Raw genomic sequence first — 25,591 nt, forward strand, 5'->3', positions numbered from 1 at the left:
CTTACCTGCGGCGTCCGACCGCATCGAGTGTCTGACGAATGGCGTTCTTCACGTCATCCGCTGACGGCAGGGCTGCCGTCTCAAGGGGCTTCGCATACGGCATCGGCACCTCTGCCATCGCCACGCGGCGAACAGGGGCGTCGAGGTAGTCGAAGGCACCATCCGAGATGGTGGCTGCGATCTCGGCACCGATTCCGTACGTCAACCAGTCGTCTTCGAGGACGACGGCGGCATGTGTCTTCTTCACCGATTCGACGAACGTCTCACGATCAAGCGGACGTAGGCTGCGCAGATCGACGACCTCGATGTCGAGACCCTCGCTCTCGGCGAGCTCTTCTGCAACGGCTGAGGCAACAGTGGCCATGCGCGAGTAACCGATGAGCGTGAGGTCTTTGCCCTCGCGGGTGACCTTCGCCTTGCCGATCTCGGCGGCCTCATCGCCATCAGGAACCTCGCCCTTGGTGTTGTACAGCCCCAGGTTCTCGAGGAACAGCACCGGGTCATCGTCGCGGATCGCAGCGAGCAGCAGCGCCTTGGCATCTGCAGGGGTGCTCGGCGCGACGACCTTCATTCCGGGAACGAACGAGTAGTACAGCTCGATGTTCTGCGAGTGCGTAGCGCCGAGCTGCTGTCCGCCGCCTCCCGGGGTCCGGATGACCATGGGTACCTTGGCCTGGCCACCGAACATGCCGTAGATCTTCGCCGCGTGGTTCACGATCTGATCGAGCGCGAGCAGCGAGAAGTTGATCGTCATGATTTCGACGACCGGGCGCAGCCCGACCATCGCAGCGCCGATGGCGGCACCGGTGAATCCCTCTTCGGCGATCGGCGTGTCACGAACGCGCTTCTCGCCGAACTCTTCGAGCATTCCGGCGGTGATCTTGTACGATCCCTCGAACACGCCGATCTCTTCGCCCATGAGGAAGACGTTTTCATCGCGTAGCATCTCAGAGCGCAGGGTGTCATGCAGCGCCTGGCGATAGGTCATGATGCTCATGCGCGGCCTCCGTTCGTGGGGAAGGGCGCCGGTTCGAAGAGCGGCTCACCCGGCAGTCGCCGCGAGTCGTTCGGAACGGGCGACGCGTACGTGTAGTCAAAGAGCGTCGAGACGTCGGGGTGCGGGCTGTCCTCAGCGAACTTGGCAGCATCCGCGGCGTACTTCTTCGCGTCGGCATCGATCGCCGAGATCGTGTCGTCGTCGAGAATGCCGTCCTTCTTGAGCTGGGCGGCGAAGGTGACAACCGGGTCGTTCAGCTTCAGCTTCTCGACCTCCTTGGGGTCACGGTACTTCGCCGGGTCGACGACCGAGTGCCCCTTGAGACGCTCGACCATGACCTCGAGCAGAAACGGCTTGCCCTTGCGCGCCGAGGCGACGGCACGCTTGGCCGCCTCGAACACGGCTGTCGGGTCGAGACCGTCGACGCGCTCGGATGCCATGCGGTACGCGGAGGCACGCTTGTGCAGCTCAGGTTCGGCTGAGGCCTTCTCAACGGTCGTGCCCATGCCGAGGCCGTTGTTGATGATCACGAAGACACAGGGCAGGTTCCACAGGGCGGCGATGTTGAGCGACTCATGGAAAGCGCCGATGTTCGTCGTGCCGTCGCCCATGGTGCACATGACGACGTCCTTCTCATCGCGATACTGGATGCCGAAGGCGACACCAGTCGCCAGCGGGATCTGACCGCCCACGATGCCGTATCCGCCGAGCAAGCGCTTCTCGATGTCGAACATGTGCATGGATCCGCCCCAGCCCTTGGAGACGCCGTCTGTGCGTCCGTAGAGCTCGGCCATCACCTGGTTGGGGTCGATGTCACGAGCCAGCGCGTAGCCGTGCTCGCGATAGTTCGTAAAGAGGTAGTCGGTTGGCTTGAGGGCTGCCATCAGTCCGACGACAGCGGCTTCTTCGCCAAGGTTCAGGTGACAATATCCGCCGACCAGCGCTTGTGTGTACGCGCGCGACGCCCGTTCTTCAAACCGACGGATGTTCATCATCTGACGGTAGAAGTCAATGAGCTGCTTCGAGTCCTTCTTCGGGCTGGAAGCAGCCTTCTTGCGGGGCGTTGTGGTCGAGCGTGATGTCGTCTTCCGCGGGGTCCGCGTGGCCATCAAGATCTCCCTTCGGCTCTCTTTGTAAGAGGGCCTCGTGCCATGAGCAGTCGAAATGAGACTGTCCAGTATCATTGTATTGCATCGAGTCGCCGACCGCACCTACTTTGGCGATCTGACGAACAGGAGTGCTCATGACGGTATCCAGCCGGCGCACCCCCGAGCGCAAGAGGGGTCGCCCGACAGCAGCAGAGCGCGTTCAACGCCGCAGTCAAATCTTGGACGCCGCCCTCGCCGTCTTCCTCGAGCACGGATTCGGAAACACAACGATCGAGCAGCTCGCCCAGGCCGCGCGGGTGAGCAAGCGCACGATCTACAGTTACTTCGGCGACAAGGCTGCCGTTTTCACCGAGATGGTTCAGCGCCTGGCCCGTGGAGTCAGCACGGAGCCTCCGCCGGGCGACACGCTGGAGACTCTCGCGACGCGCATCGTCACGCGTCTGCACTCGGCCGAGCTCATCGGACTTCACCAGCTCGTCATTGCCGAGTCGTCGCGCTTCCCGGAGCTGGCAATCACCCTGCACTCCAACGGTGACGAGCGCCACATCGCGCGTCTCGCGGAGCACCTGCGAACTGAGCGCGGGCCCGAGGCCGAGCAGCTCGCGCCAGCGCTGTTCACCCTGCTCCTCGGCATGCCCCACCGGATGCGCCTGCTGGGTCTTCTCGACCCGGTGACTCCGGATGCTGCGGAAGAGCATGCTCGCGCCTCACTCGCTGCCCTCGGCCTCACGCGCTGATTCAAATCGCGAAGTCGTTCGTCCCCGCGGTCTCCGAGCCGGCATCGTCGCGGCGCGCTGTAGACCCGTACGTCGAGTTCACGAGGATCGGCATGTGGTCGGAGAGTCCCCGCGGCAGCGTCGCCACGTTTCCGATCTCCAGCCCGATCGATGTCGCGAAGTCGAAGTGCCCTCGAAAGAACTTGTACCGTGTGTAGGTTCGCGCGTCGCTCAATGTGAGGTCGTACCCGCGATTCTGCACGCGCTGGGTGAGGCCGTTCTTGAAGACCGGGTAGTTGTAGTCCCCCACCATGAGCGTGGGGATGCCCGGGCCCATCCGGTGCAGCTCTTCGTGTGCCGTCCGGATTTGATTGCGACGCAGCGAATTCAGGGCCGTCAACGGAGCCGCATGAAATGACGCCACGATGACGTCGCGCCCCAGTTCACGATCGGTCAGCCGAGAGCCGAGCAGACGCTCGTAGGCGGGCCGCAGCACACGATCGTGCATGGACTTCTTCAGCGCGAACGCCTGAGTGTCGACGGCGTCATAGCGGTCGTCTCGATAGTAGATGGCAAGGCCGAGGCGGTTTCGCTGTGTCGAATCGGCGAGGCGCAGGTTTCCGATGTCACGCGGGAGCTCGGGTGTGTCCGCTTCCTGCAGGCAGACAGCATCCGGTTCGTATCTGCTGATGAGATTCACGAGCTCGCTGATGGCACGGTTCTTGCGCAGGTTGTAGCTGATGACCTTCATGACACCTCCCTCGCGTTCAGCCTACGCCGGGTTCGTGGCCCGATTCGGTGTCAACTCTCGGGCCTCTGACAGCCAACCGTGAGAAGACGAGTGTCGCGATCGAGGTTCCCAGATACACGATCCCCAGCGGATTGCAGAGCGCGATCGTCATCTCGACAGCCCATTCCTCCCCCGTGGGCGCCAAGAGCGAGCGCACGCCCTCCGCCGTGATCTCGGGCACAGTGGCGCCAAATCCGATGCCGGAGACTACAGCCAGCACGAGCGCCACCAGGGCGGGCCGGATGCTGTGGCCGCGCTGAATCGCCGCGGACAGCGAGAGCCCCGCAGTACCTAGAAGCACGAGGGCGATCGGGGCGACCGTGATTGAGAGGATCTGGCCGATGGTTCCAGGCCACCCCAGCAGGACGCGACCGAAGCCGACCCAGACTGTCACCGCGACGGCGACGAGGATCACGGCAACGGCCGTCACGACGGCGCGTCGACGTGTCGTGGACGCAGACAGAGACATCGGGAATGCCTTCCATTCGGGATGCTGTCAAGCTTGCCCGGTTCCGCCGCCGCTCTCAAGCGCTGCCCCGGGCGTTCGTGAGATCATCGGCATATGTCCGTCCACGTCATCACCGGTGCAGGCTCCGGCATCGGCGCAGCTCTCGCCCGTCTTCTTCTCGACCGCGGCGACGAGGTCTACGCTGTAGTGCGCAATGCGGGGCGAGCGAATCAGCTCTCGGCAGAGCTCCCCGGAATCGCGACGATCGTCGGTGATCTGGAGAACCCCGGCCGCCTCTCGTGGGCGCTCTCGAAGCAGCAGCTGCCGGAACGCATCGACTCGCTCGTGCATGCGGCGGGGGTTGTCGATCTGGGCGCGGTCGCCGACATCACTCCGGCCTCCTGGCAGCATCAGATCGCGGTGAATCTGCTCGCTCCCGCCGAGCTCACGCGGCTGCTCCTGCCGGTCCTGCGGGTGTCTGGTGCCCGCGTGGTCTTCGTCAACTCCGGTGCGGGCCTGCGTGCCAACCCCGAGTGGTCGGCGTACGCGGCATCAAAGCACGGCTTGAAGGCGCTTGCCGACGCGCTGCGGGCTGAAGAGCACGCAAACGGCATCCACGTGACGTCGGTGTATCCGGGGCGCACCGCAACACCGATGCAACAGAAGGTGCACCATCAGGAGGGCGCAGAGTACGTCCCCGAGCGATTCATCGACCCCGGTTCTGTGGCCAGCAGCATCCTGACGGCCCTTGATCTGCCCCGCGATGCCGAGATCACCGATCTATCGGTCCGGCCCGGCCGCTGAGCAGTTTCGACGGCGATCAGGCTCGGAAATTGCAGATGTTCATCTGAGTCCAGCACGATCGCTCACTGCGGGGTAAGATAGCCACAAGCAGTAACGAAGCAAGGGGGCATCGTGACAATGCTTGACGCCGGTGCGTCACTCGACAAAGCGTGGTACGAACGTATGGCTGAGAATCGCGAGCGTGGAGACATCACCCTGGACCGGCTTTCCGACCATGAATGGCGTGTGAGCGATCGCCGACTCGACGAACACGACGCACCCTCGGTGCTCGGCATCATCGAGCAGACCGAGGCCGGGTTCACCGTGCTCGAGATCAACGAGATGGTCGCTCAGTGGACGGCAGACTCCCTGGACGACGCCGTGTCGCTATTCGTCACGGCTGAGACCGGCTGAGGCCGTCAGCGCGTCGCCACGACTCGGGATCGGCCGAGGGCAGTGCCGTCTGCGTCTCGTGCCTCGACTTGGAGGAAGGCCGCGGTCTTGGCATCCGGAATCTCGATCGCCGTCTCGAACCCTGACCGTTTGGCTGTGGCCACGGAGGACAATTCGGACGCGTCGCTTCCCGCCAGCAAGGCCCACGAGTCAACGCGCGTCGCCCCGTTCCAGCTCATGAATGCCGTTGAGGTTCCGTCGACGGACATCGTGGCCAGATCCGGGATCGTGGTCGGCTCACCGGTCCAGGGGAACCGGTACGCCCGGTATGACCCGGCACCGACCTCTGTGAATCCCGCGATCGCGGTGCCGTCGGCGTCGAATTCGGTGACCGCGGGGGCGCTGCCCCAGCCGACCATCGCGTGGCCGTCCTCAAGCAGCTGGGTGTTGCCCATCGCATAACCCTCGTACTCACCGTAGGTCAGTGTCGTGTCGAGTTCTGCTGTCATCGCCTCCTCGTCGAGGCGGAGAATGAGTCCGGATGACACGGCTCCGTCACCTTTCACTCCGGCGTTGTTGAAGAGGCTGATTCTGCTGTTCTCGCGCCAGCGCGCATCGTGCTGCCATGAAAACTCGGTTCCCTCGCCCATTTCGACATCGCTCTTTGTGCCGCCCAGACGCCAGAGAAGCGCGCCCGTCGTGCGATTAATGGCGTAGAGAGCGCAGGTGTGCCGACACGAGATCAGCAGCCGGTCACCGTCATCGTCGATGGAGTTGACGTGGATGGGGTCAAAGGCTTTCTCGGGCGAGGTTCCCGTCGTGTCGTCATCATCGTCGATGCGTTTCTTGCTCTCGTCAAGCGCAATGTCATCGAGAATGTTCCAGTCGACGAGAACCCGGCCGGTGGCGATGTCGATCTCCTGCACACGGCAGGCAAAGGCGTACCCGTCTGTCGGGCCTCCAACACTCGACAGGTCAAGGCGCGCCACGGGATACGTGGTGACGAGAGCAGTGTCGCGGTCAGTGAGATGAAATTCATGCAGATCGGGGATCGCGCCGTGTCCGCCATGCACGGCCGCGATCTCCGTGTAGCTCGTGTCGAGGATCCGACCGGTCCCGTGCCCGTTGCCGCTCGCGACGCGCCCTTCCCAGAAGGTGAGGACGGGCTTGCCCTTGTATGTCTGCACACGCACGTCCGTGGTGTCGACGCCGTTCGGCGCAATCCAGATGGGCTCACCCGAACTGTCGATGATCGCACCCGTGAGAATGCTGTCTCGAGGGCTGAGGAATGTGTAACCGGGGCTCAGCTGTGCGCCATCGGTCGCCCAGGCCTTCACAACGGGAAGTGTCAGTGCCGTGCTGACGAAGCGGTGGACCTTGATCTCGTCATCGTCCTCCGATGGCTGAGAATCCGACTTCTCATCAGCTGGCTTCTGGGCGGGAACGAGCTGCAACCCGCCCCAGGTGGCACCCGCGCCCACGATGGCGCCTCCGACGGCCGCGAGAGAGATTGTGACGAAACTACGTCGGCGCAGGGCCGGCTGCTCTGTACGATCTGTCGAATTCATGATGTGACAGTATCACCAGCCACATCAGCAGCCTCGTAGACTTCTGTGGTGATGCAGTGCTCTTACTTTGATGCTGGCGTGTGCCGTTCGTGCACGCTCATGGGCACGGAGTATTCCGCACAGCTCGCTGACAAACAGCATGACTGCAAGACCTTGCTTGCAGCCCACAGCCGATTGGAATGGCTGTCGCCGATCACAAGCTCAGAGGCCGGGTTCCGCAACAAGGCGAAGATGGCCGTCGGTGGCACCGTTGACTCCCCCACGCTCGGCATTCTCGACGCCCAGAAGTCTGGCGTCGATCTGCGCGGCTGCGGTGTGCTTCAACCGGGCCTGCGCGATGCTCTTCCCCGCATCGCCTGCTTCATCAGCCAGGCACGCATCGCGCCGTACGATGTCGCGGCCCGGCGCGGAGAGCTCAAATACGTGTTGTTGACGGAAGCGCCGTCTGGCGAGCTCATGCTGCGGTTCGTCCTGCGCTCGCGCGAAGCGCTCAGCCGCATTCGCAAGCATCTTCCCGGTCTGCAGCGCGCACTCCCCCGGGCGCGCATGATCTCCGTCAACCTGCAGCCGGAGCATAAAGCGGTCCTCGAAGGTGACACGGAGATTCCGCTGACTCCGGCGACCACACTTGCCATGCGCACGAACACCATCGATTTGCGGCTCGGCGCCAAGAGCTTCTTCCAGACGAACACGGCGATCGCCGAGCATCTGTACACACAGGCTGCCGACTGGTGCGCCCACAAGAACCCTCGTTCAGTGTGGGACCTCTACTGCGGAGTGGGCGGTTTCGCTCTCCATGTTGCCGCGGGAGCTCGCCACGTGACAGGCATCGAGGTGAGTGCAGAAGCGATCGAGAGCGCAACGGCGACTGCCACCGCTGCCGGGATCGGCAATGTGCGATTCATCGCCGACAATGCCCTGCGCTTTGCCCACGAGTCACGGGCGGCGGACATTCCCGATCTCGCGATCGTGAATCCGCCGCGGCGTGGCATCGGTACCGACCTGGCGCACTGGCTCGACGACAGCGCCGTCCAGACGGTCATCTACTCCAGCTGCAACGCCGTCTCGCTCGCCCGCGATCTTGAGGCGATGCCCGCACTCGCTCCCGTGCAAGCCCGCCTGTTCGACATGTTCCCTCAGACACGGCATTACGAGACGATGGTCCTGCTCGAACGTCGCTGACGGTGCCGTGCGGCGATGAGCGCCGAACATCAACCGATGCCATCCACGATCGCATCGCCACGCACGCCACGCCCCCTGTTGCATCTCCGATGACAAATCGGGCGCCCGAGACAAGTGCGGCAGGGTGTGACAAACTCGAAGACGCGGGAGTGACGTCCGCGCCGCGTCTTCGTCGCGAGACCATCCAATCGCCCGTTCTTTCTTCGTTCAGTAAGGTGACGCCCATGCCAGATTCCTCTGCCTCCGCTACAAACGGCTCTGACAACGACGAATTCTTCGACACGTTCATCCAATCTCGTCCCGACGAGCAGCCTTCGTTCACCGTCGCTTTCCGCGGCTACGACAAAGACGAAGTTCACTCGGCGATCAGCGACTTGGCCGGTCGTCTGCAGCGCGCGACTACCGCTTTGGATGAGGCGCTCGTCCGGCATCGTGACGAGCTGGAACGCGCGCGGACTGAGACATCAACAGCGTCGACCGAGCTGGAAGACGAGCTCGCCGCCGCGCAGGCGCGTGCCGCCGATGCCGAGAAACAGGTGCAGACCCTCAGCGCTGAGCTGATGGAGCGACCGGCCACCGAAGACGGCGATGAGGACGAGGATCCGGTGCAGTCGCGCCAGCAATTCGAAGCGGTCCTCAAGGTCGCCGAAGAGCAGGCGAACGCGATCATCCAGAACGCCACCATTCAGGCAGAGCGTCTGCTTTCCGCCGCACGCGATCAAGAGAACTCTCGCCGCGCGGAACTCGACGCCGATGTGGCGCGCATCACCCAGCAGGCCGAGCACGACGCCGACCAGGTGCGCCTTCAGATGGACACCGAGTACACGGCGCATGAGGCACGGATCGAACGCGAACGAGCCCACGCCGACGAAAAGGTAGCACAGGCCGAGCGCGAAGCAGCTGCCATCCGCACCGAGGCCGAGAAAGGCGCTGCTTCGCTGCGCGCTCTCGTCACGCGTGAGACCACGGAGCAACGTGCCGAGGCTGAGCGCGAGGTTCGTGAGATGAACGCCCGCGTGCTGGAGTTCGAAGAGACTCTCACACGGCGTCAAGACGACGCGCAGCAGGAGTTCCTCGTGTTGCACAATCAGGCAGTGGCGCACGCGGAACGCATCACCGCCGACGCCAACGAGCAGGTGGAGTCGTCGCTCGAGCACGCTCAGCGCATCTCGAGCCGTGCGGATGACTATGAGAAGCTTATGCGCGCTCAGGCTGGGCAGATCGAGGCCGATGCCCAGGTGCACGCACGTGAGGTGCTCGATCGGGCACAGGTGAAGGCGAAGAAGATCGTCGACACCGTCATTGAGCATTCAACGTCGGTGCTCCGCGATGCGGAAGACCGCACCCGCGAGCTTCGTTGGCAGCAGCAGCAGCTCACCAGTTTCATGTCTGAAGTTCGCGAGATGATCCGGCCCGAAAGTGGTGCCTCCGCGGCCCTCCTCGCCGATGCCGAGGCGGAGCAGGCCGATGATGAGGATGCTCGTGACGGCCACGACGCCACAGAGGGGGATGATCCCGCGGCGATCGCCAAGGATTTCGTCATCGAGACACCTCCCGAGGCTCCGCTCGAGCCCGAGAACGAGGATGCTGTCGAAGACTGAGGCTTCCCGTGTCGACGGAGTCCGCCGTCCCGTTCCTTACCGCGCGCTCTCCGTCGTCTGCGTATCCATCGAGTATGCCTCGCACTGCATGGTGGACGCGTTAGAGTCGATTAAGCGATCGGCAGATGCCTTTGGCTCCACAGGCTGCACAGCGGCCCCGTCGATCGGCAGGTGTGATTATCTCTTCACCCACTCTCACCCCGTACCCGTCGTCTACACTCGGCCCCGTCCGACAGACCTACGCGGGAACAGACACGTTCCCGCCCATCGCTCGTGCGTACAAAGAGGTTTCGCAGGTTGCCCGCGAATCGGGGCTCCTCCGTCGTGCCCCGTGGTTCTACGCCACGGTCGGCGCGGCCCTTGCGCTCGGTCTCGCCGGTGCGATCGCCGGATTCGTCCTTCTCGGTGACAGCTGGTTCCAACTGCTCATCGCGGGCGCCCTCGGCATCCTCTTCACCCAGATCGCCTTCCTCGCCCACGAGGCAGCACACCGGGTGATCCTGAAGACCGGGCCCATGAACGACAGGCTCGCCCGTGTACTCGCCGGCCTCGGCGTCGGCATGAGCTACTCGTGGTGGGACTCGAAGCACTCGCGGCACCACGCGAACCCGAACAAGGTCGGAAAAGACCCCGATATTGCCGTCGACACCATCTCGTTCCTTGAAGAGGATGCTGCCGAGGCTCGCGGTTTTCGCCGTCTCATCACCCGCAAACAGGGGTGGCTGTTCTTTCCGCTGCTGACCCTCGAGGGTCTCAACCTGCACTACCTGAGCCTCAAGCACCTCCTCACCGAGCCGAAGGTGAAGGGCCGTTGGATTGAGCTCACCTACATCACCGCGCGTTTCGCGCTGTACCTCACGCCGATCTTCCTGTTCCTGCCGCTCGGCATGGCGTTTGCCTTCCTCGGCGTACAGCTCGCCGTCTTCGGCGTGTACATGGGTGCAGCGTTCGCTCCCAACCACAAGGGGATGCCGGTGATCGCGCCGAACGCCAAGCTGGACTTCTTCACGAAGCAGGTACGCACCTCCCGCAACATCGCGGGCGGCTGGTGGGCCACCTGGCTTCTCGGCGGGCTCAACTACCAGGTTGAGCACCACCTCTTCCCCAGCATGGCGCGCCCGCATCTGTCCAAGGCTCGTGCGATCGTGCGCACGCAGTGCGACGCGCTGGGCGTTCCATACACCGAGACGACCCTCTGGCGCTCCTACGCGATTGTCATCGACTATCTGAATCGCGTCGGTCTCGCCGCCCGCGACCCCTTCGACTGCCCGGCAGCCGCGCAGTTCCGGCGCGGATAGCCGCGCCCGCCCTACGATAGGGCCATGCACCGCAGCATCCCTCGCTCTTCCATTATCTGGAGCCTGCTCCCGTACGCGCTGATGGCCGTCACACACGTGGCGGCCTTAGCAGCGTCCAGTCCCCTTGCGGCGCCGACGAAGCTCTTTCTGATGCCGTTGCTGCTTCTGCCCGTGGCCGTTCATGCGCGTCGGCTGCGCTCCCCCGGCGCGAGAGTTCTGCTCGTTGTTGCAATCGTTCTCTCCTGGCTGGGCGACGCCGCCGGAGCATTCTTCCCGTTTGCCCCGGAACTGCCGATGATGCTGCTCTTCTTCGGACTCGCGCACGTGGCCTACATGGTGTTGTTTGGCCGCCACGCGCGTGTTCGCCGCGTCCCACTGTGGGCTCTTGTCTATGCGGCGTGGTGGGGCGCGATGATGCTCATGCTCTTCCCGCACGTCGGCGGGCTTCTGATCGCCGTCGCCTGCTACGGCCTGGTGCTCGGCGGCACGGCGGCCCTGTCGGCGCGCTGCACGCCAGTGGTCGCAATCGGCGGCGCATTCTTCCTGCTGAGCGACTCGCTGCTGGCCTTCCGACTGTTCCTGCCGGCGGCGATGCCTCCGTGGACGAGCCCCGCGGTCATGGCAACTTATGCGCTCGGTCAGGGGCTGATCGTGGCCGGTGTCCTCTGGACGCTGAGCCGCCCGGACCATCATCCGAACCCCGCCGACCGACTGTCGGCCGCGTGAGCAGGGATTCAGAGCAGGAAGATCGGGATCATCCCTGGGTTGTGCGCGTGCACGAGCACTGAGAAGACCACGGCATCGAACAGCAGATGCACGGTGACGACATACCCCAGTGAGTGCGTGCGCATGAAGATCACTCCCTGCAGCAGCGCGAACGGGATCGTCAGCACAGGCCCCCACGCCTGATATCCGAGCTCCCACAGGAACGACACGAAGACCACCATCTGCAGGATATTGGCAATGCCGTCGGGAAGGTGGCGTCGGAGCAGCGTGAACACGGTGCAGATGAAGAACAGCTCATCCCAGATCCCGACGGCGCCGACGCCGACGAACAGACGCCCGATCAGCTCCGGCGTGTCCACGACGGGCCAGTTCATGTAGACGCCGCTCGTGATGAAATAGAACGGCAGAATCAGCCAGCCCAGCACAAGGACGGCGGCGAGCCATCCCCAGTGCAGGCGTCCCCACTTCTCGCCCGTGCGCCAAGGAAATCGGGTCGCACGATCGCGGAAGAGGAATCTCGACACCAGATACGGCACCGCCACAGCACCGCCAAGCGCGAAAGTGAACCGCAGCATCGCCCCGTTGTCGAGTTCCGCGGCCAGCGGGATGGAGCTGACGATCAGCATGCCGAGAGCGATGAGTCCAAGATCACGGGTGAGGGAGGGGCCGGATGCGGTGATGCGACGGCGTTCCCTCAGCGCCGCCGTGCCCACACCCGCCGCGATGAGCAGCCAACCGGCCCACGCCACCTGAAGAACGAAGAAAGCTGGGGCTGCAGCGCAGATGAGAGCGGCCGGCACGATCGCCGCCCTGGTGTCGATGCGTCTCGCCTCGGCCATGGCCCCAGCGTATCGGCACTGAGCAGACGAATTGGAATGCCGTCAGCCGTCGAGCGTCTGGGCGAACAGGAAATACCATCCGGTCCGCCACCAGAAAACGATAAAGGCGCTTCGGGCCGCGTGGACACAAACAAGTCTTCGATGAGATGCGCGAGCGGCGTCGTCACCGTCGGACGCCGGCGCGACCAGATGACGCGCACAATCGTTGCAATCACGCAGACAAGGTAGACGGTGAGCGTGTCGACGTCGTCATATTCTGAATCTAAGCCTCGTTGTTTCGGATGGCTTCCGCATGATTTCGCGGTATACAAGAAGTCTTGTTGAATCGACGCATCGCGTTTAGCGTTGAGGTCATGGAGCAGATCGAGACCATCACCGCGATTCACCACCCTGTGCGCCGTCGCATTGTCGACCATCTCCATCTGTGCGAAACTGCCCAAGTGGGTGCGCTAGCCGCGGCGCTCAACCAGCAGGTGGGCAGCATCAGCCATCACCTCCGGATGCTGGAGCGGGCCGACGTCGTGGAACGCGTCGAATCTCCTGATGGCGACAAGCGCACGAGCTGGTGGAAGCTGAAGCGAGCCACGTTCACCTGGTCGATCACCGACTTCGACGATTCACCGTCCGACAGGATGCTGGCGCGCGAGGCCGAGCGCGCGAACGTCGCCCTGCAGCTGCGTCGTCTCGACGCGTGGAAGAAGCGCGCATCGCAGCATCCGGAGTGGGAGGGCTTCAGCACCGACACGCTCACCTGGGCGACACCACAGGAGCTCACCGAGCTGTCGGACGCGCTCAGGGCCACGCTCGCGGCATGGACCGAGAGCATCGATACCGAGGACGGTCAGGAGCGAAGCCCTGTCTTCTTCTTCGCCCACGGGTTTCCGACGACTCCGTAATCACCCCGCCTCCAGCATCACCACACATGATCAAGGGATCACTATGACCTCTGTCGAGCCACAACTCCTGCGCGAGCCCCCACCGTTTCGCCGAGACTTCTCGGTACACGCATGGATCGGCATCAAAGCACTCTCAGACGCGGGCGACTCCATCTGGACGATCGCGCTCGCCTGGACCGCCGTCCAGATCACCTCCCCCGCGGTGGCCGGAATCATCGTCGCCGCGGGCACCGTGCCCCGGGCAATCATTCTGCTCTTCGGTGGCGCACTCGCCGACCGCGCAAATGCCCGTCATGTGATGATCGTCTTCAACAGCATCCGCATCGCTGTGCTCGTCACCGTGGCGCTCTGGGTCCTCGCGGCCACACCGTCAGTCATCGTCCTCCTGATCGCGGCCATCGCCTTCGGCGTGTGCGACGCCTTCTATGAGCCATCCGCCGGCACGATCTCACGTCAGCTCGTGCGCACGGAGGATCTGCCGTCGTACTCTGCGGTCATGCAGACGGCCACGCGCTTGGGAACCATGGGCGGCGCGGCCATCGGCGGGGTCCTCGTCGCGCACACGGGCATGGTGGGAAGCGCCTCGGCAAACGCCGTGACGTTCGCGGTCGTCGTCGCGTTCCTCGCCATCTGGCTGCGCCCGCGCTTCGCCCTTCCCCGTGACGACAAGGAGTCTGCTCTGCGAGGAATCGCGCGCGGATTCATACACCTGAAGGATGCTCCGACCACGCGGACGCTCGTGATCGCCGTGTCTGGCCTCAACCTGGCCGTCGGCCCGGCCATGGGCATCGGAATCGCTCTGCGAGCAACCGATCAGGGCTGGGGTGCCGAGGCTGTCGGCATCTTCGAGGCACTCGTCGGTGTCGGCGCTGCGATCGGTGCCGCAGGGATCGCGAAGTGGCGGCCGCGTCGTGAGGCGAATGCAGGCTTCCGAGCCCTGGTTGTGCAGGGGGTGGCGATCCTCTTCCTCGGTATCGGGCCGATCTGGGTCGTCGGAGCCGCAGCATTCGTGATCGGTCTGACCGCGGGCTATGCCTCGGTGCTGCTCAGCTCGACCTTCGCCGCCACTGTCGACACGTCCTTCCTCGGGCGAATGAGCGCCATCACCCGGCTCGGCGACGACTGCCTCATGCCGCTCGCGATGGCCGGATTCGGGGCACTGGCATCCGTCACCGCACTCTGGGTACCGTTCGCGCTCTACGGAGCGGGCCTCGCGTGTCTGATGGTCTTCCCTCTGAGCAACAGGATGCTGCGCACCATGTCGCTCCGCCCCGCGAAGACGTCACCGAACGCCGAAGCCTGACGTTCAACGACGCAGCACGACGAGCTGCTGCGTCGCGCGTGTCATCGCCACGTACCGGTCGACGGTGGCTTCCGTCGTCGATACGCTCTCGGGCGACTCGATCAGCACAACGAGGTCGAACTCGAGGCCCTTGCTTGACGCCGCGCTGAGCGAGCGCACGCGGGCGGTATCCGTCCGGTCGGGGTCGCCGATCACGCACGCGATGCCGTCCGCGTGGTCGGCAAGCCACGCGTTCAGGATGCTGTCAAGCTCGGCGTATTCCCCCGTGGCCACGGGCACTCCGGACTCCCGCACCGACATCGGCACGTTCGCGTCGGGGAACACCGAGCGGATCACGGGCTCGGCAGCATCCATGATCTCTCCAGGCGTCCGGTAGTTGATGCGCAAATTCGTCTGGGCCGCCGTGTCGACCCCGATGCGGGCGAGGCGGTCTTCCCAAGCCTCGGTGAACCCGTGGCGGGCCTGTGCGCGGTCCCCCACGATCGTGAAGCTTCTCGACGGGCAGCGGCGCAGCAGCATGAGCCATTCGGCGTCTGTGAGTTCCTGCGCCTCGTCGACGATGATGTGGCCGAAAGGCCCGGCAAGCGTGTCGGGATCGAGGTGCGGGAGCTGGGATTCGTCGATGAGCGAATTGTGGGTATCGCTGACGTTCAGCATGGGCAGTACACCTTCGCCGTCGTCGTGCACGTGCGATTCGAGCAGTCTGTCGATGACGTGACCCATGGTGTCCTGCTGACGTTGCAGGGCAGCCTCACGCTGACGCCGCACATGCACCTCGGCGGGGTCACCCGCGCGGAGCCGGGCAGCATCCAGAATCGGCAGATCCGCGAACGTCCAGGCTTGTGGCTCATCGCGTGTCAACAATTGAACCTCGTTGGCAGACAGGTGCGGGGCGCACTGGTGGAGATACGCAGGTACCGACATCAGGTCGGCGACGATCCCGACGGGGTCCAGCAGGGGCCAAGCTTCGTCGAACGTGGTCAGCAGATCATTGTTGCCTCGCAGGGAGCGGCGGAGCGCCTGCTCGGGAATATCATCGGCGTAGGCGTCGACGACGACGTCTACGAGCTCGGTCCAGACCTCTTCGCGCGCGTCGTTGTGAGCCATTCCGGGCGTCGGGGCCGCGAACGCTGTCTGCCAGTCATGCGGCGATATCGTGACGAGTCCCCACTCGGTCTCCAGATGTAGGTCACGGTGTGGCGGCCGCTCGTAGTGCTTCACCGCCCGGTCGATGGTGCGTGTGAACTCCGGCGAGGCCTTCAGTGCGGCCACCCGCGCGTCTGCCTCAGCGACAGCATCCGCTCCTTGCGGCACCATGTCGGCGATCGTGCATACCTGTGCGCCGTCTTCCCCAAGGCTCGGCAGAACATCTGAGACGTAGGCGAGATACGGTGACGACGGGCCGACAAACAGCACACCGCCGGCGCCGCGCCCGATACGGGGATGCGTGTACAGCAGATACGCCGCACGGTGCAGGGCGACAACGGTCTTGCCCGTGCCGGGGCCGCCGTCCACCACGAGTGCGCCGCGGGAGTCAGCGCGGATGATCGCATCCTGGTCCGCCTGGATCGTGCCGAGGACGTCTCTCATGCGCGCTGATCTGCTCGCCCCGAGGCTCGCGATGAATGCTGACTGGTCGTCGAGCGCTGATGAGCGCTCGACGGCGTCCTCGGTGAATGCTTCATCCCAGTAGTCCGTAATGCGTCCGCCTGTCCACCGGTAGCGGCGGCGGCTGGCCAGACCCATAGGTGTGGCGTGCGTGGCACCGAAGTACGGTTCGGCAGCCGGGGCCCGCCAGTCGACGAGCAACATGTCGCCTTCGGCGTCGGTGACGCTGAGTCGGCCGATGTAGAGCGGAGGTTCTCCCCCGTCGGGCACGATACGTCCCAAGCACACATCGAGCCCGAAGCGGCGGAGCAGCCGCAGACGCGATGAAATCCGGTGAATCTCAAGGTCGCGATCAAGAGCCTTCTGCCCGCCTCCGGCGGGTGCTCGCCGGAGCTCGTCGCGACGGCGCGTGAGGTCATTGACTTCCTGGTCTATCGCGTCGGCGATCGCAGCCAGATGCGCGTCATCATCGGCGACGAGTTCGGGGGTTGCCCGCGCGGCATGTTCAGCGGGCAGGTTGAAGACGGACGTTCTGACAGATGACACAGGCGACTCCTGGGTGATGACGAGTGTGCGACGGCGAATGGCTGGCGGATGCCGCGGGCGCGGCGAGCGTGGAGGCTCTATTCTGCGCCCTTGAGGGGGCCTTGCCGCAAGTGGGGTGTCGCCAGATAGACTGGAAGTGCGACAACACGTTATGGTGCCAGCGCACTCTCAGGCTCAGGTGGCCGACGGGGACTCATGACCGATTCATACGCTTCAACCGGGCTGCTCGCCAATGCGTTGCAGCAGCTTCACGCCCACGGCACCATCTCTCTGACCGGCCGCCCGACGGGCCCCAACGAGCGATGGCGGAAGCGCCAGAAGACGATACTTCTTGTCTTTTCGATCATCAGCATGATCGGCACGGTGACGATGATCACCGGCATTATCGTGCGAGGCACCGTCGGCTATTTGCTGCTGGTACCGCTCGGTGGTTTTGTGATGTTCGTGGGAGGCGTCAGCTCTTTTGCCATCGCCCTCGTCGGTGGCGCGCAGCGCTCCCGTGTTCGCGCGGACCTGCAACCTGTCGTTCTCGACGCGTGGGGAATTCGGCTGCGCGGGTTTGGTCCGATTCCGTGGGGTGATGTGGGACCGCCGGAATACCGGCGAATCATGACGAAGAATGAGCCTGGTGGCATGTGCGCGGTGATGCCTCTCACTCCCGTCGGTCACGCGCGGGTGAATGCGCTTCCGGTCTCGATTCGTGTCCTTGTCGGTCCGAAACCCTACCTTCGTCTCGACGTCCCGTACCTGCTGCTTCCGGGAATCGAGGGGTACACGGAAGCAGACGTGATCCAGCTGTTTGGCACGGCCCGCGACATGTTCAATCGGCGTCCGTGAGGAATCTCGTTTCGGCCCGGTCCACGATGTGCTGAGGCGTGATGACGCACGTGTGTCGTTGCCGTCGCCGTCGGTATGGGCGGGAGCTCTTTCGTGACCGGGGCGCAGTACCGTGTCGACGGTCGCATTGGCGCTGCGCAGGAGTGATTCGTCGTCAGAGTCATTCGGCGTGCACGGCGAAAAGTCGCAGAAACCAATGCGTTTCCGCGACTTTTTGTCGGGTTGACAGGATTTGAACCTGCGACCCCTTGAAAATCCCTGGTCAGAGCGGGTCTTTCCGAAAATCTTGGATTGTCTCGGGTTCCCTAGTGTGGACTGGGAAGTAGGCGTTTCGCCTCCCTCCAGTGTACCCGATCATCGCCGGTCCGCCAGGAGTGATTGAGATGGGTTCCTGGTGGGCGACGGGAACCTAGCCTCAAGTTGGGATCCGCGTGTAATCAACGCGCCATGCGTTCCGCATACCCGATGAGGCTGGTCAAGAGCATGAGTACTTGGATGCAATTGCGCTTACTATACTGTCGAGGAGTCACGCTGTGCACGCTCGCGTGGCGCGAGTAGTAGTGCGGCACCTGATCGCCTTTGTCTTTCCAGAACTCCTCGTGGGCATTCCAGATCGGCAGCCATACCAGCGCCTCGCTAACACCCATCTCGTCGATGGCGTTGGGAACGTCAGCGCCCTTCTTGCGATTGGTAATGAGGCCGCGGTCCCTACGGTCGGGATAGAACTCGTAGATGAGCGTGTCCAGTGTGGCGGTGAACATGGCCTGAGCCGATCGAGTGTGACCGGCGCGCATCGCACCGAGTCCGTCAAGTGCGAACTCGACGGCACTCCCGATGACACTCTCACGGGCGTCCTCCAGCACGTCCGCGCAGTCCTGGATGAGTGATCCGTAGCAATTGCTCAGAATCTGCCTGCGAGTCGGACGGTCTTTCGCTTGAAGCAGCCGCACAGCCGTGCGCCCACGGGGAACCAAGTAGAGCGGAATTCCTTCTTGCTCGAGAAACGAGTGAACCTCGGTCGCGCGGATATCGTCCGCATACTCCTTGAGGTTCGGCGGCAAGAATGAACGGTTGATCCCGCGCAGTAGCTCCGGGTCGAGGAGCGGCTTGAGAGAGGCCCGTAGGCCGTCTAGCATCGTTGATTGCTGATCGGTGATCCGCCTGATCATCGACTCGGTCACCGGGCTCAGTGCGAGCCCCTTGAGTGCGGGAAGACTGATCGACGGAACTGAGAAGGTTGGCAGGTTCACCGTGATCGAAGCCAGCTGCTTCTGAATCTGCTCATTGAGTGGCACAGTGATTGATCGGGTCAGCGCTTCTGTGTCCGGGAGATTTCTTTGCAGTTGCTCGAGGATGCTCCGGTTGAGCGGTTCGACCAGATCTTTTGTTATAGACGAAATATCAGGTATGAGTGATTGCAGTTGCGCCTGCATCTGCTTCTGCCACGGCTCGAGAGTCCTAGCGATGTAAGTATCTATATCCGGGAGTACGGACCGAGTGAACCTCGGGGGCAGGTGAAAACCGGTGATCCCTATGTGCCGATCAGTAGCTACTTCAGTATCGGCCTCATCAGGTTCACTCTCATCGGGATCGTTGGAATCTTGGTTCATCATGATCGAAGCTACAGGTTCGAGACCCTGAATCTGGCACGAGGCGCGTACCACGGGCACTGCCGCGTCGGCGCGCATGGCGAGCGCAGGTCTAAAGCTTCTGTACGAGAGAAAGCCTCTCTGGCATGGATGAGCGCTACCAGCTATTCATCAGTTCGACCTTCGACGACCTAATCAACGAGCCCTCTGCCGTAGCATGCGTGGATTCCGTGACGCCAAACCACACTAGGTCATCCCAGCTCGATGCGACGAGAAACCTTCGTCTCAAGTCCATTGCCATGATGATCCATGCGCGACAGGCTCAGAATGAGGTCAAGGGGTCCGAGAAGTGCTTTGACCTCAGACAGTCCCTCCTGTGTCAGGACCACCGCGCATCCCTCCGACACTGCGTCATCGAACATCTGACCGTACCGACCCCAGGTGCCATTGGTCCAAATCGTGGTCGCGGCCGCCGGGCAGCCTGTCGCCGTTCGCCAACCCCCTATGCTCTTTGAGTCAGACTTCCAGCCCAGAAGGCTGGCAAGACCCGGGTGTAGCGCCAACCAGTTTGCATGCCGTTCCATGAACGCATTGCTCTCGTTTCGAAGCAGGAACGGTGCCTCGTCAAGCTCACCCAGGGCAAGTGAAGTTGCGGCGAGATCGGAAGTCCACGCATTCACCCTGACGACGGTTCGCATCCGTGATTCGCCGCGTCGGACGATATCGCATGCGAAGTGCTCTTCGACATGCGGCCAGTTCAAGATCGCTAGGTTGCCCCGCGCGCCGATGATCTGATCCGGACCCGTCTGGAACGAACGGACATACTCATCGATGCGGGCTTCAGCTCCCGCCGCCCAAGCTTCCGCAGTCTGATCGTGACCTGCCGGCGGGTGAGCCGGGAACATGTTCGGCATCCGGTCGTACCCTCGTCCGACCATTGCGACATCTCCCGTCCTCAGCACGCTCTCAACGTGCAACGGCAGGGGGCCAACTCTTCCGGAGTCGACGAGGTCACCTAGTACGTACCCAAATGCAGCCCTGGATGCGAGAACCACCGAACTGGGGTGAATCAGTTTCATTCCTGCATCGAGCAAGGCTGACTTGGCGGGTTCGGACTCGGGCAGGTTCTCAAGCGATTTTGTGGCATAGTGGCCCGCCACCGTAATGATCGTATTGACGTCCAGGCCGGACACGCGTGCCAGGAGCCGATATGCGCCTTCGAAAGGCGCAAGGAAGGGCGGGTCAGCGCCGAGGCGTGTTTCGGGCTCCGGTCCGTAGTTTTCTGGTAGTTGCAGGCTGTAGATGGCTGGCAACGAGCGGGCAATCCTCAGCTCATGGCTGGCTGAATCTGGCGCTGAGAGCCGCCGGATGACGAAATTCTGGTGCGTTGTAATGCGTGCGCGCAACGGGTCCAGCGCTGGATCTCTAACCGAGCCAGCCGCGGCCAGACAGGCGGCAACAACCTCGAGCACGTCGTCTGTTACATCTGTGTCGACGAGCCGTAGCAGTGCGTTTACGATTTCCTTAGAACCGCGTTTCAGTGCGGAGACGATCACCTGCACCGTTCCATCTCGTACCGGCCAAATTGGATGCGTCAGGTGCATAGAAACCAACTCCGCAACCGCTTCAGCCGCTGTTAGCGGCGAAGCGGAACGCTGACCAGGCAGAGCCGCTGCGATCCACCACTTGAGTGAGGGAGGTTCTGTCACAGGTGACGGCATCTGAAGGTTTTCTGATAGCCCGTCGAGGTATTCGCGGACGATCTCCCAGAATTCAGGACCGGAAGTGTCCGCACCGAAAGTCGCGAAGATCTCGTCAACGTCCGTGTTCAGCATGCTGCTGTACCAGTACTCATCGGTGACGAATCGGACGAAGTCTTGCGCCGCATCGGTGGGAGTCATCGCTTCGGTAACAACCAGCAACCGGATCGCGTCGCGTCTCACCGTATCGCGGACGCTAGACCAAGCACCGAGCGGAGCGCCGGTGAGCGCGTCTCGGGCAAGCACTTGGGAAGTTTCGATTCGCCCCTCGCCGAGTTCCCGTTCTGCGGCCCAGACAAGAACCTTCCCTTCATGCCGCGTCCCTGTGAACACGTCCGTGATAACACGCGCGTCGACCGCAATGAAGTTCTTGGCCAGCACGGGTATCCAGTCGAAATACGATGAGGTCGACTCCTCGGCGACGAGAGCACGGAGTGATTCGAGATCAACGGCGCGCGATTGAACCTCGGACGTCGACAATCGGGTCTCGCTCCGCAACTCCAGGCCGCCGTACTCATCGCTTTCGCGCGGCTGCGGGTTCTCTGATTCGGGCGTCTTCCCGAGGGCTGCTGCCCATGACTCCCGAGTAGTCGGCAGGGCGACCTTGGCAAGCTCTGCCTTGAGGTTGCCAAGGACAGCAGGTGCCGCACACTTTGCGAGCGCTTCCGCCAGCCCGGGGTGAAACGAGTTGCCAGCGGCTGCAATGACAGCGCTGGTGAACTCTGACGCAAGCTGAATCGACTCGCGATCGAGGTTACCTACTCGGAGAAGGGCAGCAAGCAGGTTAGCCATCGCGATAGTGTGGGAAACTGCGCCATGTGCGACGAGGTATTCGAACGTATTGAGAGCGGTCCGGGGGGATGCCGATGCCAGGGATTCTGGCAAATACTCAGCGCCGATGCCTTGGTCGGTGAGGGGCTGTGCGGCAGCGAGTACCCGCGCAAACCACATTGCTTCGTCATCCAGATTTTTCAGGCGGGGTGCGGCACGGCCAAACCACTGCACCCAACGCGCAAGTTGGTAGTCGTTCCGTGACCCCAGCCCGAACGAGGTTCGCCAGATCGTCAAGCAGACGCGCTTGGCTTCCTCTGGTAGCCCTACGTCGGAGTATGCGTCCACAAGAGCGACGAGGTCAGCGAGGGCACCGTTGATACCCTGTTCCGGCGCCTCTGCCTCGAGTTTTGCGAGCGAATCGTTCAACCACTCAGGGGCCGCACCGGCTGCGCCAGTCAGTTTGACGCCAAGCGCAACGCGGAGTGCCGAATGCCAATCCTGTCCTTGGGAAGCAAACTTTCTGCTCATTGCTTGCTCGTAACGATTAATTAGCTTTGGGCTGACGGCTTCGAGAGCATCGATTGCGAGGTGATGCAGTTCAATTCGTTTGCCGCGCAGCGAGTGGAGCGAATGGTCGGGTCGCCTACCCGTCGTTAGCGGGAAGAGTGTCGTCACGACACTGATCGCTTCCCACGCCTCATCTTCACCGACGTAGGCTCCGGCTGCAACGAGGGCATGCGTAAGCGCAATGTGACGTACTAACAGGTCGATTCGCTGAACGAGCCGTATCGCTTGGGTGTCGCGATGGATGGGGGCGCTGCTTTCGATGTTGTTTCCGGCCGGTGTAGCCGTAGCGGTCGGGCACGACGATATCGGCCCTGCCTGGAACGAAGCAGGTCGGCGACCGAGCTTGATCTCCAACTCGTGACGAAGCCGCCAATAGTAAAGGTGGTTTGCGATCGCGCTGGAGTCCCCGGAAGCGCCGAGCTCGGAGAGGGTCAGCGTGTTGGAGAAGCTCGTTCGCAACAGCGTTTCGAGCGCGCGCTCTGCGGAATCGTAGTCCGCTTCAAGGAAAGCAAGGTTGAGGAGGGTGGTCTCGCGGACAGGGATGCCCCTGAGGGTGGAGCGAAACGCTTTGAACGTCTCGACGCACTCGTCGAACGATTCAAGGGTGCCAATAAACGCAGAGTGAACCCGGACGCGGAGGTCGGCGAGCAGCGCGGTCAGGTCCGACGTTCGCTCCTTGGACAGCTTCTTGCGGCTTAGGAGCTCGGTTTCGTCAAGGAGCATTGAATCGATCGCCTGCAATGTATCCGACGATATGACATTGAGCTCCTTAAGATAGGCCGATACCGTTTCATCGAAGAGGTTGTAGGCACGGTAGAACTCCCATTCGCGGTCGCCGACCTGGGTCGGTAGCTCGGCTGTCATCCTGGCCAACGCGGCATCAAGGGGAAGGAAATAGGCCGCACACCGGGCCCACGACTCCGCTATATCCGACTCGGTCCGCACACCGTACGCTCCACCGGGCTGCTCCAACCCGAAGTGCTGGAACAACCTGAAAACGCGTTCGCCGGCGGAATTGCTCTGTCTTGCCAGGTCGGCCGCCAGGTTGTAGGCCTGCGCGAGCGGAACACGGAGGGTTTGCTCATCGCCGACGTAGTCGATCGCGGACTCCACGAGGCCGGCGTGCAGCAAGACTCTGCACACGTCAACATCCTCGATTTCAGACGACTTGTCAGAGATCTCTGAAAGCATAAGCAACCCGCGAAGCAGACCAGTGAAGTCAGCTCGCTGTGCTGCCGCACTCAATACGAGCTTCGTGTCGTCGGCGATCTCCGGAGCGGCACGTAACTCACGAAACTGACGCCGAAAGCGGTCCTGGGTCCCGAGACGCAACACCGCATTGAAATCATCAGCTTGATATCGGTGAAACAAGGCCTGCGCAGCATAGACCGAATCGGCACTTGATTCACAGATGTCGGCAACTTCGAGGTGGGCTTCTTTGTCGACCGCAGGGTCCGGGGTACGGTCGTCACCGATCGACGTTCGTTCGCGGGCAAACTGCCGGAACGAATCGTGGAAGAACCGCCACCTTCCCCGCTCTTGCCGGAAGAGATAGCGCAGCTGTGTCCTGAACCGCCGCGTGGTCGAATCCGTAGCCCACGTGCTCATCCACCGAAGATCGAACCCAATTCGCAGTCGACTGCAAATGCGCAAAACCCGTTCGAGTTCCCCGTCCGCATCCAGAGAATCCCAGGCAGCGCGATAGAGCATGGCGATGTCGCCATCATATTGCGGCACCATCGCAACAAAACCACCCGGGTCATCACCGGTGTAGTCGCCCATGCGGGATAGCAAGTAAACAAGCGACAGCGGATGGCCCGCGCTGCGGGCTGCAATAATTTCGTGGACTGATCGAGTCAACCCTTTTGTCGCATCGAGCCGCTCGCAGACCTCGATGACCGCGCTCTTATCGAGTCGCTGATGCTCCAGATTAATTTCAGTGCCAGCATCCTCAATGAACTGTTGTGTCTCGCCGCGCAGCGGGCTGAGATCTCGTGACCCGACGAGGAAGATCACGCCTACGGGAATGTCGCTTGGTGCGGGCAGTTCTGCCGTAAGTGCGTCGTTCCCCGAGTAATCCCGTTGTACATGGTCGAGACCGTCGACGACGACGACGGTTCGCCGGCCATTTGCTGCGTAATCTTCCGCAGCCGCATCCAATTGCTCCTGAACTGACTGACGGAGTTCGTGCACGGTCCGCGCTGGTAGCTTCTTGGGCCCCGGACGCAACCCAGCATCACGGAGCATGGTACTGAGGTCGTGGAGGAACCATTCCGCGGACAATCGGTTCCGTGCGTTGCCGGCGCGACCTGGGATGAACGCGTAGTAGCGCACGACGCGGTCGGGCAGCTCAGCAAGCGTCTGTGCCAGAAGAGTCGACTTACCCGCCCCCGGCGCACCAGTGATCGCAATGTATCCGGCTGTGGTGTCTCCAAGCTTGTCCCGCAGCAGCTCGATCGCGCCCGTCAACGGAGAGTAGGTCGCTTTATCTATGGGGAACTCGTGGACGCTGCGAAACGACGTCCGGTTGCCCCAGTTCACGAGGGCGAGCACTTGGTCGCGATCCAGTTCAACAGGTCCGCTCGCATTGCCGACTTCGCGGAGCAAGGCATTCGAGAGTGCCCTCAGGTCTTCGCCCCTGGTGCCGTCCGCACGGTCGAGAGCTTCACTTAGGCCGAGCTCAAGTCGAACCGCTGGGATGAATCGTAAAAAGTCGTCTTGATCAAGACCAGAGCCCTCCTGCAGCCGTTGCAACGGTATACGCCACTCCGGCAGATCCTCTACGGTCTTGCTGCCTTGTATAAGCGGCTCCAAGGCCCTTGCAGTGAACGCTCGAAAATGGCCAGGAGACGGATTCCCCGGCACGTCCGTAACGTGGTCGGAAGTCGAGTACGTCGCCGCCATCGACAGATGCACGGTCAGCGGTCGTTGATCTTTGGCTTCCAGCTGCTGCCACCCACGAGCAAGCGCCCTCCACAGCGAGTCGGTCGGTTGCTTTGCTGCGGTCCTACCAGCCCGGACAAGGTCATTGAACGTCATCGTCGCTCGACTTAACTGTCCTTTGAATTGGTATGCCTCCCGTCGGCCTTTGAGCGACAGCAGGAGGTCATCAACTTGACCGGCACCGGTCGAAGCAAGCACTAGTTTGTCGAATTCTCCATCGACGATTGCGTCGTACACCAGGCGTGCCACGTGATCGTACTGCCACCGGTAGCCGCGCAGCGCGCTCTGTTCACCCGGCAGCGGCGACTGCGTCATATA

Annotated in this window: 19 protein-coding genes; 10 read left to right on the top strand and 9 right to left on the bottom strand. The window is 62.7% G+C overall.

Annotated elements, in window-relative coordinates; all coding sequences use genetic code 11:
- Nucleotide 1: 1 nt before the first annotated feature.
- Together OK352_RS15915 and pdhA are read right to left on the bottom strand one after the other, a co-directional pair.
- A complete protein-coding gene (locus OK352_RS15915; RefSeq protein WP_265142482.1) occupies nt 2–997 on the bottom strand; it encodes an alpha-ketoacid dehydrogenase subunit beta in 996 nt (331 codons plus the stop codon).
- Complete coding sequence (pdhA, locus tag OK352_RS15920; RefSeq protein ID WP_265142483.1) at nt 994–2,106, bottom strand: pyruvate dehydrogenase (acetyl-transferring) E1 component subunit alpha; 1,113 nt, start codon at nt 2,104–2,106, stop codon at nt 994–996. Before pdhA ends, OK352_RS15915 begins: the two co-directional genes overlap by 4 nt.
- A 134-nt stretch (nt 2,107–2,240) precedes the next feature.
- Between pdhA and OK352_RS15925 the strand changes: the two genes are divergently transcribed.
- Nucleotides 2,241–2,843 (top strand): TetR/AcrR family transcriptional regulator, encoded by a 603-nt coding sequence (locus OK352_RS15925; RefSeq protein ID WP_265142484.1) that lies wholly within the window; start codon nt 2,241–2,243, stop codon nt 2,841–2,843.
- Nucleotide 2,844: 1 nt separating this feature from the next.
- On the opposite strand, the gene OK352_RS15930 is transcribed toward OK352_RS15925, so the two are convergent.
- The gene (locus tag OK352_RS15930; RefSeq protein ID WP_265142485.1) at nt 2,845–3,573 is read right to left on the bottom strand and encodes an endonuclease/exonuclease/phosphatase family protein; all 729 of its coding nucleotides are present in this window, start codon (nt 3,571–3,573) and stop codon (nt 2,845–2,847) included.
- A gap of 16 nt (nt 3,574–3,589) precedes the next feature.
- Entirely contained in the window at nt 3,590–4,081 is a 492-nt protein-coding gene (locus OK352_RS15935) for a hypothetical protein (protein WP_265142486.1), read from the bottom strand.
- A gap of 93 nt (nt 4,082–4,174) precedes the next feature.
- Here OK352_RS15935 and OK352_RS15940 point away from each other — a divergent pair, with 93 nt between their 5' ends.
- Together OK352_RS15940 and OK352_RS15945 are read left to right on the top strand one after the other, a co-directional pair.
- Nucleotides 4,175–4,864 (top strand): SDR family oxidoreductase, encoded by a 690-nt coding sequence (locus OK352_RS15940; RefSeq protein ID WP_265142487.1) that lies wholly within the window; start codon nt 4,175–4,177, stop codon nt 4,862–4,864.
- 111 nt (nt 4,865–4,975) lie between these two features.
- On the top strand, nt 4,976–5,257 hold the full coding sequence (locus OK352_RS15945; protein WP_265142488.1) for a hypothetical protein: 282 nt from the start codon (nt 4,976–4,978) through the stop codon (nt 5,255–5,257).
- Between the two features lie 5 nt (nt 5,258–5,262).
- On the opposite strand, the gene OK352_RS15950 is transcribed toward OK352_RS15945, so the two are convergent.
- Entirely contained in the window at nt 5,263–6,804 is a 1,542-nt protein-coding gene (locus OK352_RS15950; RefSeq protein ID WP_265142489.1) for an arylsulfotransferase family protein, read from the bottom strand.
- 51 nt (nt 6,805–6,855) lie between these two features.
- Here OK352_RS15950 and rlmC point away from each other — a divergent pair, with 51 nt between their 5' ends.
- The 4 genes from rlmC to OK352_RS15970 all read left to right on the top strand — a co-directional run bounded on the left by rlmC (nt 6,856) and on the right by OK352_RS15970 (nt 11,611).
- The gene (gene rlmC / locus OK352_RS15955) at nt 6,856–7,986 is read left to right on the top strand and encodes a 23S rRNA (uracil(747)-C(5))-methyltransferase RlmC (protein ID WP_265142545.1); all 1,131 of its coding nucleotides are present in this window, start codon (nt 6,856–6,858) and stop codon (nt 7,984–7,986) included.
- 224 nt (nt 7,987–8,210) lie between these two features.
- Nucleotides 8,211–9,587, top strand: coding sequence for a coiled-coil domain-containing protein (locus OK352_RS15960; RefSeq protein WP_265142490.1), 1,377 nt, complete (start codon nt 8,211–8,213; stop codon nt 9,585–9,587).
- A gap of 125 nt (nt 9,588–9,712) precedes the next feature.
- On the top strand, nt 9,713–10,885 hold the full coding sequence (locus OK352_RS15965) for a fatty acid desaturase family protein (RefSeq protein WP_372338117.1): 1,173 nt from the start codon (nt 9,713–9,715) through the stop codon (nt 10,883–10,885).
- Between the two features lie 24 nt (nt 10,886–10,909).
- Nucleotides 10,910–11,611: a lysoplasmalogenase family protein gene (locus OK352_RS15970; protein WP_265142492.1), complete on the top strand. Its 702-nt coding sequence runs from the start codon at nt 10,910–10,912 to the stop codon at nt 11,609–11,611.
- Between the two features lie 8 nt (nt 11,612–11,619).
- Here OK352_RS15970 and OK352_RS15975 read toward each other — a convergent pair whose 3' ends face one another.
- A complete protein-coding gene (locus OK352_RS15975) occupies nt 11,620–12,450 on the bottom strand; it encodes a CPBP family intramembrane glutamic endopeptidase (RefSeq protein ID WP_265142493.1) in 831 nt (276 codons plus the stop codon).
- Between the two features lie 353 nt (nt 12,451–12,803).
- Between OK352_RS15975 and OK352_RS15980 the strand changes: the two genes are divergently transcribed.
- Both OK352_RS15980 and OK352_RS15985 read left to right on the top strand, forming a co-directional pair.
- Nucleotides 12,804–13,346: an ArsR/SmtB family transcription factor gene (locus OK352_RS15980; protein WP_265142494.1), complete on the top strand. Its 543-nt coding sequence runs from the start codon at nt 12,804–12,806 to the stop codon at nt 13,344–13,346.
- 43 nt (nt 13,347–13,389) lie between these two features.
- Nucleotides 13,390–14,649 carry an MFS transporter gene (locus OK352_RS15985; protein WP_265142495.1) on the top strand — a complete coding sequence of 420 codons (1,260 nt, stop codon included), beginning with the start codon at nt 13,390–13,392 and terminating at the stop codon, nt 14,647–14,649.
- Nucleotides 14,650–14,652: 3 nt separating this feature from the next.
- Here the strand turns inward: OK352_RS15985 and helR are convergent, their stop codons facing one another.
- Entirely contained in the window at nt 14,653–16,803 is a 2,151-nt protein-coding gene (helR, locus tag OK352_RS15990) for an RNA polymerase recycling motor ATPase HelR (RefSeq protein ID WP_265142496.1), read from the bottom strand.
- A gap of 195 nt (nt 16,804–16,998) precedes the next feature.
- Here helR and OK352_RS15995 point away from each other — a divergent pair, with 195 nt between their 5' ends.
- Complete coding sequence (locus OK352_RS15995) at nt 16,999–17,640, top strand: hypothetical protein (protein ID WP_265142497.1); 642 nt, start codon at nt 16,999–17,001, stop codon at nt 17,638–17,640.
- A gap of 437 nt (nt 17,641–18,077) precedes the next feature.
- Here OK352_RS15995 and OK352_RS16000 read toward each other — a convergent pair whose 3' ends face one another.
- On the bottom strand, nt 18,078–19,253 hold the full coding sequence (locus OK352_RS16000) for a hypothetical protein (RefSeq protein ID WP_265142498.1): 1,176 nt from the start codon (nt 19,251–19,253) through the stop codon (nt 18,078–18,080).
- Nucleotides 19,254–19,480: 227 nt separating this feature from the next.
- Nucleotides 19,481–25,588 (bottom strand): ATP-binding protein, encoded by a 6,108-nt coding sequence (locus tag OK352_RS16005; RefSeq protein WP_265142499.1) that lies wholly within the window; start codon nt 25,586–25,588, stop codon nt 19,481–19,483.
- Nucleotides 25,589–25,591 lie beyond the last annotated feature (3 nt).

Origin of the sequence: Microbacterium sp. MPKO10, from assembly GCF_026107415.2 — a bacterium.
In the GTDB taxonomy this organism is placed as follows: Bacteria; Actinomycetota; Actinomycetes; order Actinomycetales; family Microbacteriaceae; genus Paramicrobacterium.

Bases quoted from the DNA above. Each gene is read 5' to 3' on its own strand.
- OK352_RS15915 (WP_265142482.1), bottom strand. From the start codon at position 997: ATGAGCATCATGACCTATCGCCAGGCGCTGCATGACACCCTGCGCTCT.
- pdhA (WP_265142483.1), bottom strand. From the start codon at position 2,106: ATGGCCACGCGGACCCCGCGGAAGACGACATCACGCTCGACCACAACG.
- OK352_RS15925 (WP_265142484.1), top strand. From the start codon at position 2,241: ATGACGGTATCCAGCCGGCGCACCCCCGAGCGCAAGAGGGGTCGCCCG.
- OK352_RS15930 (WP_265142485.1), bottom strand. From the start codon at position 3,573: ATGAAGGTCATCAGCTACAACCTGCGCAAGAACCGTGCCATCAGCGAG.
- OK352_RS15935 (WP_265142486.1), bottom strand. From the start codon at position 4,081: ATGTCTCTGTCTGCGTCCACGACACGTCGACGCGCCGTCGTGACGGCC.
- OK352_RS15940 (WP_265142487.1), top strand. From the start codon at position 4,175: ATGTCCGTCCACGTCATCACCGGTGCAGGCTCCGGCATCGGCGCAGCT.
- OK352_RS15950 (WP_265142489.1), bottom strand. From the start codon at position 6,804: ATGAATTCGACAGATCGTACAGAGCAGCCGGCCCTGCGCCGACGTAGT.
- rlmC (WP_265142545.1), top strand. From the start codon at position 6,856: ATGCAGTGCTCTTACTTTGATGCTGGCGTGTGCCGTTCGTGCACGCTC.
- OK352_RS15960 (WP_265142490.1), top strand. From the start codon at position 8,211: ATGCCAGATTCCTCTGCCTCCGCTACAAACGGCTCTGACAACGACGAA.
- OK352_RS15965 (WP_372338117.1), top strand. From the start codon at position 9,713: ATGCCTTTGGCTCCACAGGCTGCACAGCGGCCCCGTCGATCGGCAGGT.
- OK352_RS15970 (WP_265142492.1), top strand. From the start codon at position 10,910: ATGCACCGCAGCATCCCTCGCTCTTCCATTATCTGGAGCCTGCTCCCG.
- OK352_RS15975 (WP_265142493.1), bottom strand. From the start codon at position 12,450: ATGGCCGAGGCGAGACGCATCGACACCAGGGCGGCGATCGTGCCGGCC.
- OK352_RS15980 (WP_265142494.1), top strand. From the start codon at position 12,804: ATGGAGCAGATCGAGACCATCACCGCGATTCACCACCCTGTGCGCCGT.
- OK352_RS15985 (WP_265142495.1), top strand. From the start codon at position 13,390: ATGACCTCTGTCGAGCCACAACTCCTGCGCGAGCCCCCACCGTTTCGC.
- OK352_RS15995 (WP_265142497.1), top strand. From the start codon at position 16,999: ATGACCGATTCATACGCTTCAACCGGGCTGCTCGCCAATGCGTTGCAG.
- OK352_RS16000 (WP_265142498.1), bottom strand. From the start codon at position 19,253: ATGATGAACCAAGATTCCAACGATCCCGATGAGAGTGAACCTGATGAG.
- OK352_RS16005 (WP_265142499.1), bottom strand. From the start codon at position 25,588: ATGACGCAGTCGCCGCTGCCGGGTGAACAGAGCGCGCTGCGCGGCTAC.